Below are 16,851 nucleotides of genomic sequence, written 5' to 3' on the forward strand. Positions count from 1 at the left end.
TCACCACATCCGTTCAGATCGTGAAGTTGAAGACGTCGCCGTCGAAGGCGTTGTAGGAGGGGTAGTCGAGCAGCTCGTAGAGGCGCTTGCGGGTCTGCATCCGGTCGACGAGACCCGCCTGGGTACCCTCGTCGCGGATGGTGCGCAGCCCGTCCTCGACGGCGCCCATGGCCAGACGCAACGTCGTGACCGGATAGATCACCAGGTTCAACCCGAGCGATTCGAGCTGTTCGGCGGTGAGCAGCTCGCTCTTGCCGAACTCGGTCATGTTGGCCAGCAGCGGAACGTCCACGGCCTTGCGGAACGCCTCGAAGTCGGCCGGCCCGCGCATCGCCTCGGGGAAGACCATGTCGGCGCCCGCGTCCACGTAGGCCTTGGCGCGTTCGATGGCGGCGTCCAAGCCCTCCACCCCCGCGGCGTCGGTGCGGGCGCAGATCACGAAGTCCCCGTCGCGACGGGCGCTGACGGCGGCGCGGATCCGACGGACCATGGTGTCGGTATCGGTGACGGTCTTGCCGTCTAGATGGCCGCAGCGCTTGGGGTTGACCTGGTCTTCCAGATGGCAGCCGGCGATCCCCGCGTCCTCCAGGGACTGGACGGTGCGAGCCGCGTTCATCGGCTCACCGAAACCGGTGTCGGCGTCGATGATCGTGGGCAGGTCGGTGACCCGGGCGATCTGGTGCCCGCGACCGGCGACCTCGGACAGGGTGGTCAGGCCGATGTCGGGCAGGGCCAGGTCGGCGGCGATCACCGCGCCCGACACGTACGTGGCGTCGAAGCCGAGCTCCTGGACGAGGACCGCGGTGAGCGGGTTCATCGCACCGGGGACCCGAAGCAACCGGCCCGAGGCCAAGTCCTCGCGCAGGCGGCGGCGCTTGGCGTTCGGTGTGGCGGTGGCGTTCAACATCAGAAGATCCCCTTCGAGGTCGGCAGGTCGCGCGGAACGGTGGCCGCGTCCTCGGTGAAGGACAACTGACGGACCTCCTCGGCGGTGAGCTCGGGGAGTCGCTCCACCAGCCCCAGGAAACGATCCTGTTCCTCAAGGGAGACCACGCCGTCCGCCAACGCGCGGAACTTGGCGACGTAGTCCGGGCGGGTGAAGGGACGGGCGCCCAGCGGGTGGGCGTCGGCCATGGCGATCTCGTCCTCGATGACGGTTCCGTCCGCCATCTCCACGACCACCCGGCCGCCGAAGGCCTTCTTGCTCGGGTCGGTGGCGTGGTAACGCTCGGTCCACTCCGGGTCCTCGACCGTGGAGATCTTGTGCCACAGCTCGACGGTGTCGGGGCGCTGCGCCCGCTCGGGGGCGTAGGAGCGCTCGTGGTGCCATTCGCCGTCCTGCAAGGCCACGGCGAAGATGTAGGGAATGGAGTGGTCGAGGGTCTCCCGACTCGCCCGCGGGTCCATCTTCTGCGGGTCGCCCGAGCCGGTGCCGATCACATAGTGCGTGTGGTGGCTGGTGTGGATGGTGACCGCGCGGACCTTCGAGGTGTCGCCGACCCTCGGGCCGAGCCGGCGGGCCAGGTCGATGAGGGCCTGGCTCTGGTACTCGGCGGAGTGCTCCTTGGTGTAGGTCTCCAGGATGCCGCGCTTGGCCTCGCCCGGAGCGGGAAGTTCCACGACGTACTCGATGTCGGGACCGCCGAGCAGGTAGGCGATGAAGCCGTCCTCGCCCTCGTACGCGGGTGAGGGAGCGCCCTCTCCGCGCATCGCCCGGTCCACGGACTCCACGGCCATCTTCCCGGCGAACGCGGGCGCGTAGGCCTTCCAACTGGAGATCTCGCCCTTGCGGGACTGACGCGTGGTGGTGGTGACGTGCAGGGCCTGCTGGACCGCCTGATAGACGATCTCGGTGTCCAGTTCCAGCAGCGTGCCGATGCCCGCGGCGGCCGACGGGCCCAGGTGGGCGATGTGGTCGATCTTGTGCTCGTGCAGGCAGATGCCCTTGACCAGCGCCACCTGGATCTCGTAGCCGGTGGCGATGCCCCGGACCAGGGAGCGGCCGTCCTTGCCCAGGTGCTGGGCCACGGCCAGGATCGGCGGGATGTTGTCGCCGGGGTGCGAGTAGTCGGCGGCCAGGAACGTGTCGTGGAAGTCCAGTTCGCGAACCGCGACCCCGTTCGCCCAGGCCGCCCACTCCGGTGAGACCCGGGTGGAGGTCGGGGTGCCCATGATCGAGGCACCCGGGTCCAGCGGATGCCGGGTGGCCTGCGCCCGCGCGCTGCGGACGGGGCGTCGGCGCAGGGAGGCCGCGGCCACGGCGGCGTTGTCGATGATCCGGTTACCGACCATCTCCACCACGGCGGGTTCGACCTTGACCGGGTCGGTCGCCACGGACGCGATCCGGTGGGCCAGCTGATCCTCCTTGGCGGGCCCCTCGGAGCTCCGGTGGACCCGGACGTGGTGCTGCACCATGTTCATCCCCTCGACGCGGTTGTTGTGCAGCCGAGATTGGCATGGGTGAAAGGGCAGGTGGAAGGCCCTAAAGCTGCTGAGTTCGGCTAAGGGAGAAGGGTGATTCCGCTAAGTTCGCCAAGTTCGCAGAGCGTGCGGGGTGTGTAGGGCGTGCAGGGTGTGCAGAGACCGCTAAGCCAGCAGAATCCGCGAGTCCCGATGTTCCTGTGGAACGAGTGTTTTCGAGTTTGGGTGTCGCGGGTGGGCGGGTGGGCGGGTGGGCGGGTGGGTGGTGGGTGGGCAAGTGATGTTGAGGGTGAGTGACGGGTGTGGGGTGGGGGTGGAGGGATGGGGCGCCTGGGGTGGGGGAGTCTTGGGGTTGTCGGGCGTTGTTCGGGTGTGTTGGTGGGGCGCCTCGGCTAGTGATCCTGCGGGTGGCCTGGCGGGGTGGGGGTGGGTTCTCCCTCCTTCCCCGCCGCGTGATTGTTGCCGCCCGCACCGCACGCGTCAAGGCGATGGTGTGTGCTGTAGCGATCGGGCTGGTGGCCTTGACCCGTGCGGTGCGGGCGGCGGTTTGGCGGCTATCGGGGAAGGGGGGAGAGTGGTTGAGGTCCCAACGGCCCTGCGGGCCCTTCGGCCCACTCCGGCCGTGGCCGGCCGGATCCCTTCCCTTCCCTCTGGTGTCCTCGTTGAGCGCGTCGCCACTACGTGACCGGTGGGGTAACGAAGTGCCCGCTACAGGTGGGACGGGTGGCGGGCCGCGTCCCCGCGGTAGCCGGCTCTGGTGAAGCTCTCTCCCTGATGATCTTGCTCGTAGCGCCATGTTGGGCGCCCAACATGGCGCTACGGACAAGATCATCATGATGAAGAGACAACACGGGGTTGATGGTGCCGGTGGGCCGGTACCTATGGTGGCAGTGGCGCCGAGACCCCCAACGGGAGCCACTCCGGCCCCGGGATATGACTCCGGGCGGGGGTTCAGGGTGGGGACATGCCGATATCCCCACAGGACACAGGGCCCTTGGGGTCTGACACCCAACCGGGGGTGATCTCGTCGGGGTGGTGTTCCACCTGGTAGAAGCGGGTGGTGGTTAGGGGGCGGTGGCTGGGGCTGGCTCGCCTTCCCCATCCCCGGACCCGCTGTCCTTTCCCGCTTCTTGGTGGTTCTGGGCGTGGTGGTGTTCCCAGATCTGCCGGTTCACCTTGGCCTGCAACCGGTGCTTGAGCCGGTTATGGGTCGAGCAGAGCACCTGCATGTTCTCGGCGCTGGTGGCTCCGCCGTGGGAGAAGGGGACGATGTGGTCGTACTGCGACCAGCTACGCGGCATGTCGCAGCCCTGGTGCCACTCGCAGTAGGGCTTCTTGAACCCGGCCGCTTGGCGGACCGGGTCCGGGGCGCACCGCTGCTTGCGCCCCACATCCAACAGGGTCCGACCCTGGGCGTCGGTCACGAACCGGCGCAGCCAACTCTGCGGGGTCAGGCGGGCCACCATCTGGTCGGGGATGACCACACCGTCCTCGGTCACCGCCGGCTCTGCGGTGCCGTCTCCGAGGAAGCGTTTGAGGGGGACGGTGATGTTCAACGTGGCCAACGGTTGGCGGCTCAGGCTGGAGCAACCCCGGTGGGTCAGGGCGGTCTCGAAGATGCGCATCATCGCGTCATAGGTGCGCTGATGCTTCGGGGTAGCGGCGTTCTCGGGCCCGTACGGTTCGGCGTAGGCCTCTAGGGCGGCCTGGATGAGCTCGTGGTCGGCCCCAGGCCCCCACATCCGCAGCAAAAACCCGGACTCGAACGTGGGTGAGAATTGGGCGCCCCGGTTCTCGAACGTTTCGTCGTAGTCCCGGTCGGCTTTGTCGGGGTCCAGACGGGCGACGAACCATTTCGTCGCGTCCCGCAGTTGGCGCACCGAAGCCTGCGGGCACTCGGCCTTGAAGCCGATCAGCCCGAATTCCAACCGGGCCCGAAACCCCTCCACCGAAGGGCGCTGGGCACGGAATTCCTCATCCGCCGTTTCGAGGACCTTGGCCCACTCGGTGGTGGCTTTTTCGGTGGAGGTCGCGATGGCGCACGCTTCACCCAACGACAAGACCTTGTTCTGGAAGGCTTCTTCCACCAGGGGCAGCTGCTGCCGGTGTAGGGCTCGGGCGAGGGTGGCAAAGCTCTTGGCCTCGGCCGGGGAGGTGCCCCACTGGTGGGTGATCCACGCTTGGATGCTGCGCTGGCCACCCTCTTCCAACAGGGCGCCGGTGGTCTCCATGCGGGCCAGGGCGGGCAGCATCCCGTAGCGGATGCGGTCTGTTTCCTGGTTGATCCGGCCGAACTGGGCGAGCACATCGGCTTCACACCCGAACGGGATATCCCGTCCGGAGAATTCCACCGCCATCTCCCGCGCACCCGCCATCGCCTTATCGACCGGGGTGTTCCCGGTCGGGCGCGGAGTGTGGGGAGGAAAGATCATACTCTGATTATATGCGAACACCCCAGAAAATGGCAGGCTTACCGGTGGGTATATTAACCGAACTCTTGGACCGGCATGCCTACCATACGAGGACCCCCGTTCCGGGTTACCCGCAACCCCTTTTCGCTATGGTCGGATCCGTCTATCGCGGAGATACTCCTGGCGAATTCGAGGGAAGGGGCTCTGAATGGAAACGATCTTGTCCGTAGCGCCATGTTGGGCGCCCAAATGGGCGCTAGGAGCAAGATCATCGCCAAAGGGGCGCCGGTGCCGGCTACCGCGGGGACGCGCCCGGCCCCGTGCCTGGCCTGTAGCGGGCTCTTCGTGACCGGGCCGGTCACGTAGTGGCGACGCGCCCCACGAGAAAGCCAGACGGGGGAAGGAATCCGGCCGGCTACGGCCGGACCGGGCGAAGCCCGGGGCCGTTGGGACCTCAACCACTCTCCCCCCTTCCCCGATAGCCGCCAAACCGCCGCCCGTGCCGTACGGGTCAAGGCCACCAGCCCGATCGCTACAGCACTCAACATTGCCTTGACGCGTACGGTGCGGGCGGCAACAATCACGCGGCGGGGAAGGAGGGAGAACCCACCCCCGCCCCGCCCAACAACCGGTAGGACCTCGACCCGAGGCGCCCCACCAACCCACCCCCGCCCCGCCCAACAACCGGTAGGACCTCGACCCGAGGCGCCCCACCAACCCGCCCCACACAACGCCCTACAACCCCAAGACTCCCCACTCCAGGCGCTCCACCAGCCACCCGAGTAACGCCCAACAATTCAAAGACCAGAGATCTCCGGCGCCCCATGCACTCACGCAAGCAACGTAGGTCTCTCGGAAGCTTTCTCCCGCAGCATTAGCCACCTGAACCCCACCTCCCATCTCCCACCTCCCATCTCCCACCTCCCCTCCTCCCCCTCCCCACCCCCTCCTTTGACCCCACCTTCAGGCAGCACGGAGCCGGCGGAACCAAAGGCTCCCCCAATACAAGAAGACACCAATCCGCCCACCAACCGCTATCCCACTCCCACTCGCCTGTGGATAACTCGATTCCACTCCCTGCTGAGTTCGGCTAAGGCTTCCTCTCGTTCCAGCTAAGCCTGCTAACACCTGGTGAGACACCTTCGGGTTAGTCTGGCGGGGATGGAAGGGGGCGATCGCCGTGCGCAAGGTCTTCGCGGGGCCGCGGCTGCGCAGGTTGCGGCAGGAACACTCGCTCAAACAGGCCGAACTCGCCCGTGAGCTGGGCATCTCCGCCGGTTACCTCAACCAGATGGAGCACAACCAGCGTCCGCTCAGCGTGCCCGTCCTCCTCCGCATCACCGAAGCCTTCGGGGTGGACCCGAGCTTTTTCGCGACCGGCGACACCTCGCGTCTGATCGCCGAACTCCGCGAAGCCCTCACCGACGTGCCCACCGGGGACCAGGTGGGCACGGAGGAACTCGACGAACTCGCCTCCGCCATGCCCTCGGTCGCCCGAGCCCTCGTGGATCTGCACCGTCGCTACCGGGACGTCGCCGGTCAGGCCGCCGCGCTGGCGGAGGGCAGGGACGGGGGCGCCACATCCGTGGCTCCCATGGCCTACGAACAGGTCCGGGACTTCTTCTACGAACGCCACAACTACATCGGCGAACTGGACGAGCTCGCCGAGGACCTGGCCCACCGGGAAGGCGCCGAACCGGGCAAAGCGCACCTGGTCCTCACCCGGCTCCTGGCCGAACGGTACGGGGTCAGGGTGGAGACCGTCGATCAATCGTCCAAGAACCGGACGTTCGACCCCGAACGACGCGTGTTGTCACTGGCGGGGCACCTGCGCCCCGGCCAGCGGGCCTTCCAGCTCGGCACCCAGCTCGCCTTCCTGGAGCACGGCGACCTGTTGGACGAACTCGCCCGCGGCGAGGAACTCACCACCGAACAGGCGGTCCGGCTGGCACGGATCGGGCTGGCCAACTACTTCGCGGGCGCGTTCATCCTGCCCTACAGGGACTTTCGGATGACCGCCGAACAGGAACGCTACGACGTCGAGCTGCTCGCCGACCGGTTCGGGGTGGGCTTCGAGACGGTCTGCCACCGCCTGTCCACGTTGCAGCGCCCCGGCCTGAAGGGCGTCCCGTTCTCGTTCGTCCGGGTGGACCGCGCCGGCAACATGTCCAAGCGTCAGTCCGCCACCGGCTTCCACTTCTCCCGCTCGGGCGGCACGTGCCCGTTGTGGAACGTCTACGCCGCGTTCTCCGCCCCGGGTGTCATCCAGAGGCAGATCGCGCAGATGCCCGACGGACGCACCTACTTCTGGGTCGCGCGTACCGTCACCCGGGGTTATGGCGGTTACGGCGCACCCGGCAAGACCTTCGCGGTGGGCCTGGGCTGCGAGCTGCGCCACGCCCACCGTCTCGTCTATTCCACCGGCCTGAACCTGGAGGACCCATCGGCCGCCACCCCGATCGGCCTGGGCTGCAAGGTCTGCGAACGCCCCGCCTGCCCACAGCGGGCCTTCCCGCCGGCGGGCCGGGCGCTGCTGGTCAACGAGAACGCCGGCACCGTCTCCCCGTATCCGGTCGCCGAACCCTAGGCGCAGTCCCGCGCGTCGGGCGATAGGGCGCCGGCCGAGGCGTCGTAGCAGAGGCTGATCGGCGGGAATCCGGACACCCCGGGAACGTGGTCGGCGTCGGAGAAGGTGAGTTGTCCCTGGTCGGGTGCGTCGGGGAAGGTCAGGTCGAGTTCGTCGCCGATCCCCACCGGCCCGGGTGACTCCAGCGGCGCGAGTGGAGCCTGCGGAGTGGTGACGGTGAGCATCGAGGGAACGTCGTGCCCCTCCACCAGGTTGAGCACGCGCACCGAGAACCGGACTCCCTCGGCGACGTCCTCCACCGAGGTCACCGACACATAGGTGAGTGTCTCGAACCGGTCCGGTGTCGCCTGGAAGGTCGTGTACCCGTCGGGGGAGACGAACGTCTGGGCCTCCCACTCCGCGTTGGCGCCGAAGGGGGTCGGCGCGGGCGGGTCCCACTCGGGTTCCTCGGACGCCTCCTCGCCGCCGCCCTCGGTCCCTTCCACGGCCTCGGTCCCTTCTGCGGCCTCGTTCCCCGCCGCGACTTCGCTTCCCTCATCGGTGAGCGCTCGGGCGGCCAGGAGCCCACCGCCCGCCACGCCGAGCACGAGCACGGCCGCGCCCACGGCCGGTAAGACCTTTCGACCTCCACCCGTGGGGGGAGCCGGCGGCTCGGCGGCCACCCCCACCCATTCCCGGTCCAGCAGCGCGCCCACCGCGTCCGAAAGCCCATCCCCACCCGGGTGGCCGGTCAGTGTCGCCGCGAGCCACGCCGCCGTGGGCCTGCGCGCCGGGTCCTTGCCCAGGGCGGCCGTCACCAGGGGCCACAGCGCCTCCGGGACACCCGCCAGGTCGGGCGCTCGGTCCAGGACCCGGTGTGCCAGGGAATCGGTGGAACCCGCGCCGAAGGGCGGCCGGCCGGTCGCGGCGAAGGCCATCAAGGCACCCCAACCGAACAGGTCGGCGGCGGGCGTGGCCGCCGCTCCCCGAAGCACCTCCGGGGCGATCCATCCGGGTGTGCCCACGAGCCCACCGGTACGGGTCAGGGCCGTCTCGTCGATGGCCCGTGCGATGCCGAAGTCCAGCACCTTGGGCCCATCGGGTGCCAGGATGACGTTGCCCGGTTTGAGGTCGCGGTGCACGATCCCCGCGGTGTGCGCGGCGACCAGGGCCTCCGCCACACCACCGGCCAACCCGCGCAGTAGGTTCGGCGGCAGCGGTCCGTGTTCTCGCACATGGGCGGAGAGCGACAACCCGGGCACGAACTCGGTGACCAGCCACGGCACGCCGCCGTCCCGACCGGACCCGAGCAGCGCCGGTACGCACCGACTCTCGACCTGCCCGAGCAGTCGGATCTCCCGGGTGAACCGTTCGCGCAGTCCGGGGTCCTCGGTCAGTTCCTCGCGGATGACCTTGATCGCCGTGTACCGGCCCCGCCGCCCGATCCCGGCGTAGACGGTGCCCATGCCGCCGGTACCGATCCGCCCGACGACGCGCATGCCGCCGACGGTATCCGGGTCGTCGGGGCGCAACGGGGAGAAACCCGTGGTCGTGTGGCCGCTCATTCGGGTCGCTCCGCGGGACAGGGCACGTACTCCACATCGGTCATGTCGACCGGGGGATAGGGGTGCCAGTTCATGTAGCAGGTGTAGACACCGGCCACCTCGGCCGCACCGCCGACGACGTTCGCGGCCGGCAGGTAGGTCAGCAGCCCGCTCTGCGGGGCGTCGGCGAAGTCCACCGCGAACTCCGCGTTCGGCGCGTCCGCGGAGACCGTGGCGACCACTTCTTCACCAGGGGCGGTGTGCGCGGGACGTCCGTCGGCGGTGGGGTCATCCGGCAGCGGAGCCCACTCGTCGCCCACTTCGAGGAGGACGAAGTCGCCGGCCCGCAGGGTGAACTCGCCCTCGTCCGCCAGGTACTCCAGTTCACCGAACACCCGGATGCCGCTCTGTTCTTGGACGTCGGCGTACACGGTGTTGACGTCGACGCTCGCCACCACGAACTCCGCCCGATCCACCCCCTTCGGCAGGGCGGAACCGGCCCCGTCGAAGCCGGGGGTGAGGTCGAGGGTCCCGTCGGGATCGGAGTGCACCATGAACAGACCGTTCGAGGCGATCTCCACCGCCACCTGTTCGCCGGCCCCGTCGCCGACTTCTTCGGTGGATCCTCCACCGGCCCCTCCACCGGCCCCCACGTCCGTCTCCACCGGCTCCTGTGCGAACCGATCACCCGCCACCCACGCGACCGACGCCACCAACACCAGCGCGGACACGGCGGCCCCCACCAGGAGCCGGGGCCGACGCCGTCTCGGACGCCGGCGCGGGGCCGGATCCCCGGTGAACACGGTGGGCGGGGGCGGCGCCTCCCACCCCTGCCGCAGCACCCGGGTGACGAGTTCGGTGGCCTCCGGTCCCGGACCGACGATCGTGGCCCGGTCCGCGCCGAGCAGCTCCGCGAGCGCCTGCTCCACGGTCGGCCGCCGGGCGGGATCACCCCCGGTCGCGGCCCGAACCAAGGGCATCAGCGAGTCCGGGATTCCCGCCAGGTCCGGTTTCCCGTCCAGTACCCGCACCGCCATCGTCTCGGCCGACCCCGTCCCGAAGGGGGAACGCCCGGTGGCCGCGTAGGCGACCAACCCACCCCACGCGAAGACGTCCGCGGCGACCGATGGCGGGCCGCCCTTGAGGAGTTCGGGGGCCACCCAACCCGGTGTGCCGAACAGCCCACCGGTGCGGGTGATGGCGGTTTCGTCGATGGCCCGGGCGATGCCGAAGTCCAGCACCTTGGGTCCGTCGGGCGCGAGGATGACGTTGCCCGGTTTGAGGTCGCGGTGCACGATCCCGGCGGTGTGGATGGCCCGCAACGCCTCGGCGACACCGGTCGCGAAGGCGTGCAGGGACGTCCCCATGAGGGGACCGTGTTCGCGGACGTGCTGACGCAGGGTCGGCCCCGACACGTACTCGGTGGCCAACCAGGGTTGGTCCGCGGCGGTGTCCTGGGCCAGGAACCTCGGCACGCACGGGCCGACGACCCGACCGACCAGGTCGGCCTCACGTCGGAACCGCGCCCGGAACTCGGGATCGATGGCCAGGTCACCGTGGACGAGCTTGACGGCGACCAACTCACCGGCGGGGGACCGAGCGGCGTACACGGCGCCCATGCCGCCGGCGCCGAGGCGACCCACGGTCCGGTACCCGCCGATCTCGACGGGATCGCGGGGCTTCAGGGGAGGAAAGGACGGAAGGTCGGCGGTCACGGGCACTCCCGGGGGATGCGGATGCGAAGGTGTGCGCGGCGCGAGCGGGTGTGCCCTAGCGGGGCCCGTGACCGTGGTACCGCTGCTGTCGTTCGGCGATCAGGCGACGCTGGAACCGGCCGCGCCGCACCGCCGTGGTGATGATGATCGTCAGTCCGAGCACCAGGCCCAGGAAGGAGGGGACGAGCGCCCACAGGAGGGTCGAGCCCACGCCTCGCACGATCTCGACGCCACCGTCCCCGTTGTTCGTCACCGCGAACTCGGTGGTGGTTGAGTCGTCGGAACAGGACAGGGTGTACTCGCCCGCCTCGCTGAGCTCGTACGTTCCCACCAGGGACCAGCTCTCGCCGCCGGTGTCGACGTTGTGGCTGTACCCGGGGCTGTCGAAGTCGGCCCTGCCGCCGTCGGGCAGCAGCAGGACGCACGCTTGTCGGCCACTGCCCGAGGACGAGTACAGACCGAGCTGGAACCCGGGGTCCGCCACGGTGAAGGAGCCTTCTTGACCCGAGGTCACCCGGGCCTCGAAGTCGGGGATGCTCACCGTGGAGACCAGGGAGAGCACGAAACCCACGATCGCGGTCGCGATACCGCCGACGATGACGAGGGCGCCGATGACGAACCAGCCCCTCCCGGGCCGGACCTCGCGCGCGTCGACGTGGATGTTCGGTCGGCCGTGGGGGCCGGGGTGACCGTAAGGCGGGTGCTGACTCATCGCAGTTCTACCTCGACCGGGTGTGAAAGTGCCGGTGGGCGGTCCGCCGGCGGTTGTTCGTTGAGACGCGCGCCGGTCGGACTTCGTTGCACGAACCCGGTCAACCGTTTCGGCCGGCCGCCCCGCGTGCCCGTCTCGCCATTCGCTCCGTGTAGGTCGCCCGCCGGATCGCGAGGGTGATGAACGTCGCGATCATCGCGACGACTCCGAGGAAAATGGTCCCGAGGATGGTCAACGCCAGGAACATGCCCCGCTGATCGGCTTCGTGGGCGGTTCGGGTCTCCGCGATCACGTGCGACTGTTCGAGTGCTCCGTCGCAGGTCAGTGTATAGAGGCCCGATGTGTGGACGTTCACCGAGTACTCCAGTCGCCAGTCGTCCCAGCTGTGGCCGACCTCGCGTTCGGTGATCCGGGGGTACTCGGGGCCGTCGATGGCGCAGTTCCCCACGTGGAGCTCCGAGGGGGAGGCGTACAGGCCGAGCTCTCCGACGTTCTCGGGCTGGACGTAGAACTCGGTGGACCCGCTCCCCTCCACCACGTCGGAGACGAGTTCGGGGGTCTTGTCGGGGCCTGGGAGCCCGCCGCCGAACAGGTGGAAGAGCAGCAATCCGACGCCGACGAAGGCGGGCGGGATGAGCGGGACGAGGAAGAACCACCTGCGTCGGGGACGGCGGTCCTTGGCCGGGGTCGCGGGTGCTCGCGGCGGTGGCGCGGGCATGGGGCGGAAGCCGAACCGCGCCTGCTCGGCGGCGATGATCGCCTGGTTCCGCACGGCGTTCAGCCGCGCCAGACGGGTGGACCTGGTGATGAACACACCAAGGACGATGCCGAACGTGGCGAAGATGGCGAGGACCAGCACCAGGACGGTCAGCACGCCCACCCAAGCGGGCACCTCGAACCACTCGGTGAGGGTCAGCACCACGACCATGAAGACGATCGCCGCGGGCATCAGGGAGCCCCCGACCCAGTACCAGCGCCGACTCGGACGGATCGACTTCGGGTCCGGCTCCGGAGGGATCGGCGGAGTCGGCCGGGGTGGCGGGCCCGGCGGAAGAGGAGGCGGCGGACCGGGAGGGTCGGGAGGGCCGGGGGGATCAGGGGGTCCGGGTGGTCCGGTGGGTGGTGCCGGCGGCGGCGACCCGGGAGGAGGGCCGGCCAGGGCCGGAGCGAGGGCCTCGGAGGTCTCGGTGGTTTCCAAAAGGAGCGTCACGGCTGGACCGACCCCCGTTCCTCTCCGGAATTGGGGGAAGGCGACGGTTCGAGTGGTTGCGACATGGGGGTACCTGGTTGGGTCGGATCAGGACTGTCGGACGGCGGAACGGCGACGCACGGTGGTCACCACCGCGACCACTATCGCCGCGAAGGTGAGGGACGGCACGACACCGAGAATGACCATCGCGAGGATGTTGTAGATGGGATGGACCATTCGCAAAGGCCCGGAGGCGCCGAGAGCGTATTCGTCGTCGCCTACGCACGCCAGCGTGTAGGTCCCTGGCTCCGGGGTGTCCAAGATGCCCTCGCCGCGCCAGTCCCCGAAAGTGAGGTGGGAGGCCTTGTCCCACTCCGGATAGGTGTATTCCCAGTCCTCTTCGGGAGGGAAGACGCGGCAAGGGAGGACGGTTGTTTCGGAGTCGGAATAGACGCCCCAGGCTCTGGTTTCTCCCTCGATGACTTCGAAGGTGATGCGATCGGTGCCGCTGATGCGCTCCTCGATGTCCGGTGTGGGAAACGCTGGATTCAGACCGAACGAGAGAGCTGGGACGAACAACAGTACCGCGGCGATCGTGAGGCCGATGGACCACCGGTAGTCGCGTGCAACGGACGTCTTCTTCTGCGCCGATGCCGGTACCTCTGAGGGGCCACCCGGGTGACCAGGGCCGGCGAAAGGCGCGGGTGGTACGGGGTTCCCATGTGGGTGCTGAGGGGGATTGGGCATACACGAAGTGTGGCAGAACGCCCTGACATAAGCGGAATCGAGCACCTTGGTCTCCGTGAGACGTGGGGCCTCGCGGGTACATACATGTCGTGAGTGGGGCAACTCTTCAGTAGTTCCGGTGAACCCCTTGTCAAGACCCTCACCTGGGGATTCAATCAGGGTCCAGAGGCGAATGGACGCTGGGAGCGCAGCCACCGCGACGGAGGGATCCACCGATGTCCAGGGCATGGAACGCGTGGTCATGGGAGACCGATCCGGACAGCGTGCGCCGGGACGTGGCCGTCGCGCACGAACGCTTCACCGACTCCGGCCGACTCAGCGGGCGCGTGCGCTCGGTGGTCGGTGACTCCTGGCGGCGCAGCGCCCGGCACGGGGTCGATCCGGACCGGACGCTTCCCCGGCTCGAAGTCACCGGACCCGCCTTGGACGACCAGCGCGACGCGCACCCGCTCGCCGCCACCATGCCGTTGCTGCGACGGCTGCTGCTCGAAGGCGCCCCGGGACCACAGATCCTCGCGGTCGGCGACGTGTCCGGGCGCCTGCTGTGGGTGGAGGGCGACTACGGGCTGCGTACCCGGGCCGAGGACATGCACTTCATGCCGGGCGCGAACTGGCACGAACGTTCGGCCGGCACCAACGCCCCCGGGGTCGCCCTGGCCCTGGACCACGAGGTGCAGGTCTTCGCCAGCGAGCACTTCAGTCGGGGAGTACAGCACTGGAGCTGTTCCGCCGCGCCCCTGCACGACCCCGACACCGGCGGGCTCCTGGGAGTCCTGGACCTCACCGGCGGCGACCACCTGGCCTCGCCGCAGGCGTTGGCACTGGTCCGAGCCGCGGCGGCCGCAGCCGAGATGGAGATCCGGGCCCGTCGACTCAGCGGGCTGCTACCTACTCCACGTGACCCGCGCGCCCCGGCCCGGTTCCGGGTGCTCGGCCGTGACCAGGGGCTCCTCGAAGTGGACGGTCGCTCCGTCGAGCTCAGTACCCGTCACTCCGAGATCCTCCTGCTGTTGACGCGCCACCCACGGGGTCTGACCGGTGATGCCCTCGGCGTCCTGCTGAACGAACGCGACACCTCCCCGGTGACGATTCGGGCGGAGATGTCGAGGATGCGCCGTCTGCTGGGCAAAGACCTGCTCGCCTCCCGCCCCTACCGGCTGCTCCGGCCGGTACGCACCGACCTGGACGAGGTGCGCGAACACCTGGGGAAGGGCGACTATCGCCAGGCCGTCAACGTCTACGAGGGGCACGTGCTGCCGCGTTCGGAGGCACCGGGCGTGGTGGAGGAACGCGACGAACTCCAGGCGGAGGTGTGCGAGGTGCTCGCCACGCACGCCGACCCGTGGACCCTGCTGGTGTGGTCGGAACAGCCGGAGTGGCGGGAGGATCCTCGGGTGCTCGACGCCGCGTTGCGCGCCACCGACCCGGGGTCGCCCCGGCACGCCACACTCCGGGTTCGTCTGCGCAGGTCGGGCTACTGAAGGCGGGTCGGCGCACCGTTGCAACGTGGTCGCAACCTCGACGTAACTAGCGTCACACTCGACCGTCCCTGGGAATTCCGCGCCGGGGCGGCGACCACCGGCGCTCCCACGTCGAAGGAGGCACACCCATGGCGATCTACGCTCCCCCCGGTGAGGCCGGCAGCGTCGTTCAGTACGCGCCGCGTTACGACAACTGGATCGGAGGCGAGTGGGTCAAGCCGGTCAAGGGACGCTACTTCGAGAACCCCACCCCGATCACCGGGCGCACCTTCACCGAGGTGGCCCAGAGTGGTGCCGACGACATCGAACTCGCCCTCGACGCCGCGCACGGAGCCGCGCCCGCGTGGGGCCGCACCAGCGCGGCCGAACGCGCGTTGATCCTCAACAAGATCGCCGACCGCATGGAGGAGAACCTCGAACGGATCGCGGTCGCCGAGTCCTGGGAGAACGGCAAGGCGGTCCGTGAGTGCCTGGCCGCCGACATACCGCTGGCCATCGACCACTTCCGCTACTTCGCCGGCGCGGTCCGGGCCCAGGAGGGCCACAGCTCCCAGATCGACGGCGACACCGTCGCCTACCACTTCCAGGAACCGCTGGGTGTGGTCGGTCAGATCATCCCCTGGAACTTCCCGATCCTCATGGCGGTCTGGAAGCTCGCCCCGGCCCTTGCGGCCGGCAACGCCATCGTCCTCAAACCCGCCGAACAGACGCCCGCGTCCATCCTGCTCCTGATGGACATCATCGGTGACCTGCTGCCGCCGGGCGTGCTCAACGTCGTCAACGGCTTCGGCGTGGAGGCGGGCAAGCCGCTGGCCTCGAACCCGCGCGTGCGCAAGGTCGCCTTCACCGGTGAGACCACCACGGGTCGGCTGATCATGCAGTACGCGTCGGAGAACCTCATCCCGGTCACCCTGGAGCTGGGTGGCAAGAGCCCCAACATCTTCTTCGAGGACGTGGCCGCCGAGCGCGACGCGTTCTACGACAAGACGCTGGAGGGCTTCACGATGTTCGCCCTCAACCAGGGCGAGGTGTGCACCTGTCCGTCCCGTGCGCTGATCCAGGACTCCATCTACGACGGGTTCATGTCCGACGCCCTGGAGCGGGTGGGTCGGATCAAGCAGGGCAACCCGCTGGACACCGACACCATGATGGGCGCCCAGGCCAGTAACGATCAGCTGGAGAAGATCCTGTCCTACATCGACATCGGCCGTCAGGAGGGCGCCAAGGTGCTCACCGGTGGCGGCCGGGCCGAGATGGAGGGCGACCTGGCGGGCGGTTACTACGTCACCCCCACGGTCTTCGAGGGCCAGAACAACATGCGCATCTTCCAGGAGGAGATCTTCGGCCCCGTGGTCTCCGTGGCCCGGTTCGACGACTACGCCGACGCCATCAAGATCGCCAACGACACCCTGTACGGGCTCGGCTCGGGCGTGTGGTCGCGCAACGGCAACACCGCCTACCGGGCCGGTCGCGACATCCAGGCCGGTCGTGTGTGGGTGAACAACTACCACGCCTACCCGGCGCACGCCGCCTTCGGTGGCTACAAGCAGTCGGGGATCGGGCGCGAGAACCACAAGATGATGCTCGACCACTACCAGCAGACCAAGAACCTGCTGGTCAGCTACTCGGACCAGGCGATGGGGTTCTTCTGATGGAACGGGTGGCGGTAACCGACCCCGCGGCGACCCTGCTGCGGGAACTGACCGCCGACCATGGTCCGCTGATGTTCCACCAGTCCGGCGGCTGCTGTGACGGCAGTTCACCGATGTGCTATCCGCTGGGGGAGTTCCGTACCGGAGCCTCCGACGTGCACCTCGGAGACCTGGACGTGGGGCTGCCGGAGCCGGTGCCGGTGTGGATGTCCCGCTCGCAGTTCGAGCTGTGGAGCCACACCCACCTGACCATCGACGTCGTTCCCGGCCGGGGATCGGGGTTCTCCGTGGAGGCCCCGACCGGACAGCGATTCCTGATCCGGTCCCGATTGATGAGCGACGAGGAGGCGATTCGACTGGACGCGGAGACCACTACCGAATAAGAGAACCGGGGCCGGTCGGGAGGAGGGGAC

General features: G+C 68.8%; 12 protein-coding genes. 4 read left to right on the plus strand and 8 right to left on the minus strand.

The window, feature by feature from the left end; translation table 11 throughout:
- Nucleotides 1–13: 13 nt before the first annotated feature.
- From prpB to ACWGSK_RS18100, 3 genes are all read right to left on the minus strand, one after another.
- A complete protein-coding gene (gene prpB, locus ACWGSK_RS18090) occupies nt 14–907 on the minus strand; it encodes a methylisocitrate lyase (RefSeq protein WP_358507078.1) in 894 nt (297 codons plus the stop codon).
- Nucleotides 907–2,415 carry an MmgE/PrpD family protein gene (locus tag ACWGSK_RS18095; protein WP_452456304.1) on the minus strand — a complete coding sequence of 503 codons (1,509 nt, stop codon included), beginning with the start codon at nt 2,413–2,415 and terminating at the stop codon, nt 907–909. The genes prpB and ACWGSK_RS18095 overlap by 1 nt, the downstream gene beginning before the upstream one ends.
- A gap of 1,070 nt (nt 2,416–3,485) precedes the next feature.
- Nucleotides 3,486–4,853, minus strand: coding sequence for a DUF222 domain-containing protein (locus ACWGSK_RS18100; RefSeq protein WP_452456305.1), 1,368 nt, complete (start codon nt 4,851–4,853; stop codon nt 3,486–3,488).
- 1,159 nt (nt 4,854–6,012) lie between these two features.
- Here ACWGSK_RS18100 and ACWGSK_RS18105 point away from each other — a divergent pair.
- Nucleotides 6,013–7,419, plus strand: coding sequence for a short-chain fatty acyl-CoA regulator family protein (locus ACWGSK_RS18105; protein ID WP_452456306.1), 1,407 nt, complete (start codon nt 6,013–6,015; stop codon nt 7,417–7,419).
- On the opposite strand, the gene ACWGSK_RS18110 is transcribed toward ACWGSK_RS18105, so the two are convergent.
- The 5 genes from ACWGSK_RS18110 to ACWGSK_RS18130 all read right to left on the minus strand — a co-directional run bounded on the left by ACWGSK_RS18110 (nt 7,416) and on the right by ACWGSK_RS18130 (nt 13,350).
- Nucleotides 7,416–8,963: a serine/threonine-protein kinase gene (locus tag ACWGSK_RS18110; protein WP_452456307.1), complete on the minus strand. Its 1,548-nt coding sequence runs from the start codon at nt 8,961–8,963 to the stop codon at nt 7,416–7,418. The genes ACWGSK_RS18105 and ACWGSK_RS18110 overlap by 4 nt on opposite strands.
- Entirely contained in the window at nt 8,960–10,657 is a 1,698-nt protein-coding gene (locus ACWGSK_RS18115) for a serine/threonine-protein kinase (protein WP_452456308.1), read from the minus strand. Before ACWGSK_RS18115 ends, ACWGSK_RS18110 begins: the two co-directional genes overlap by 4 nt.
- Before the next feature lie 55 nt (nt 10,658–10,712).
- On the minus strand, nt 10,713–11,369 hold the full coding sequence (locus tag ACWGSK_RS18120) for a hypothetical protein (protein WP_452456309.1): 657 nt from the start codon (nt 11,367–11,369) through the stop codon (nt 10,713–10,715).
- Between the two features lie 100 nt (nt 11,370–11,469).
- Complete coding sequence (locus ACWGSK_RS18125; RefSeq protein ID WP_358514448.1) at nt 11,470–12,318, minus strand: hypothetical protein; 849 nt, start codon at nt 12,316–12,318, stop codon at nt 11,470–11,472.
- A gap of 348 nt (nt 12,319–12,666) precedes the next feature.
- Nucleotides 12,667–13,350 (minus strand): hypothetical protein, encoded by a 684-nt coding sequence (locus ACWGSK_RS18130; protein WP_452456310.1) that lies wholly within the window; start codon nt 13,348–13,350, stop codon nt 12,667–12,669.
- A 170-nt stretch (nt 13,351–13,520) separates the two neighbouring features.
- Between ACWGSK_RS18130 and ACWGSK_RS18135 the strand changes: the two genes are divergently transcribed.
- From ACWGSK_RS18135 to ACWGSK_RS18145, 3 genes are all read left to right on the plus strand, one after another.
- Nucleotides 13,521–14,786, plus strand: a complete 1,266-nt coding sequence (locus ACWGSK_RS18135) for a GAF domain-containing protein (protein ID WP_358514452.1) — start codon at nt 13,521–13,523, stop codon at nt 14,784–14,786.
- Nucleotides 14,787–14,914: 128 nt separating this feature from the next.
- Nucleotides 14,915–16,438 carry an acetaldehyde dehydrogenase ExaC gene (gene exaC / locus ACWGSK_RS18140; RefSeq protein ID WP_358514454.1) on the plus strand — a complete coding sequence of 508 codons (1,524 nt, stop codon included), beginning with the start codon at nt 14,915–14,917 and terminating at the stop codon, nt 16,436–16,438.
- Nucleotides 16,438–16,821 (plus strand): DUF779 domain-containing protein, encoded by a 384-nt coding sequence (locus ACWGSK_RS18145; protein ID WP_358514456.1) that lies wholly within the window; start codon nt 16,438–16,440, stop codon nt 16,819–16,821. Before exaC ends, ACWGSK_RS18145 begins: the two co-directional genes overlap by 1 nt.
- The last annotated feature ends 30 nt before the right edge of the window (nt 16,822–16,851 follow it).

The sequence above is a fragment of the Nocardiopsis sp. NPDC055551 genome (assembly GCF_053619415.1).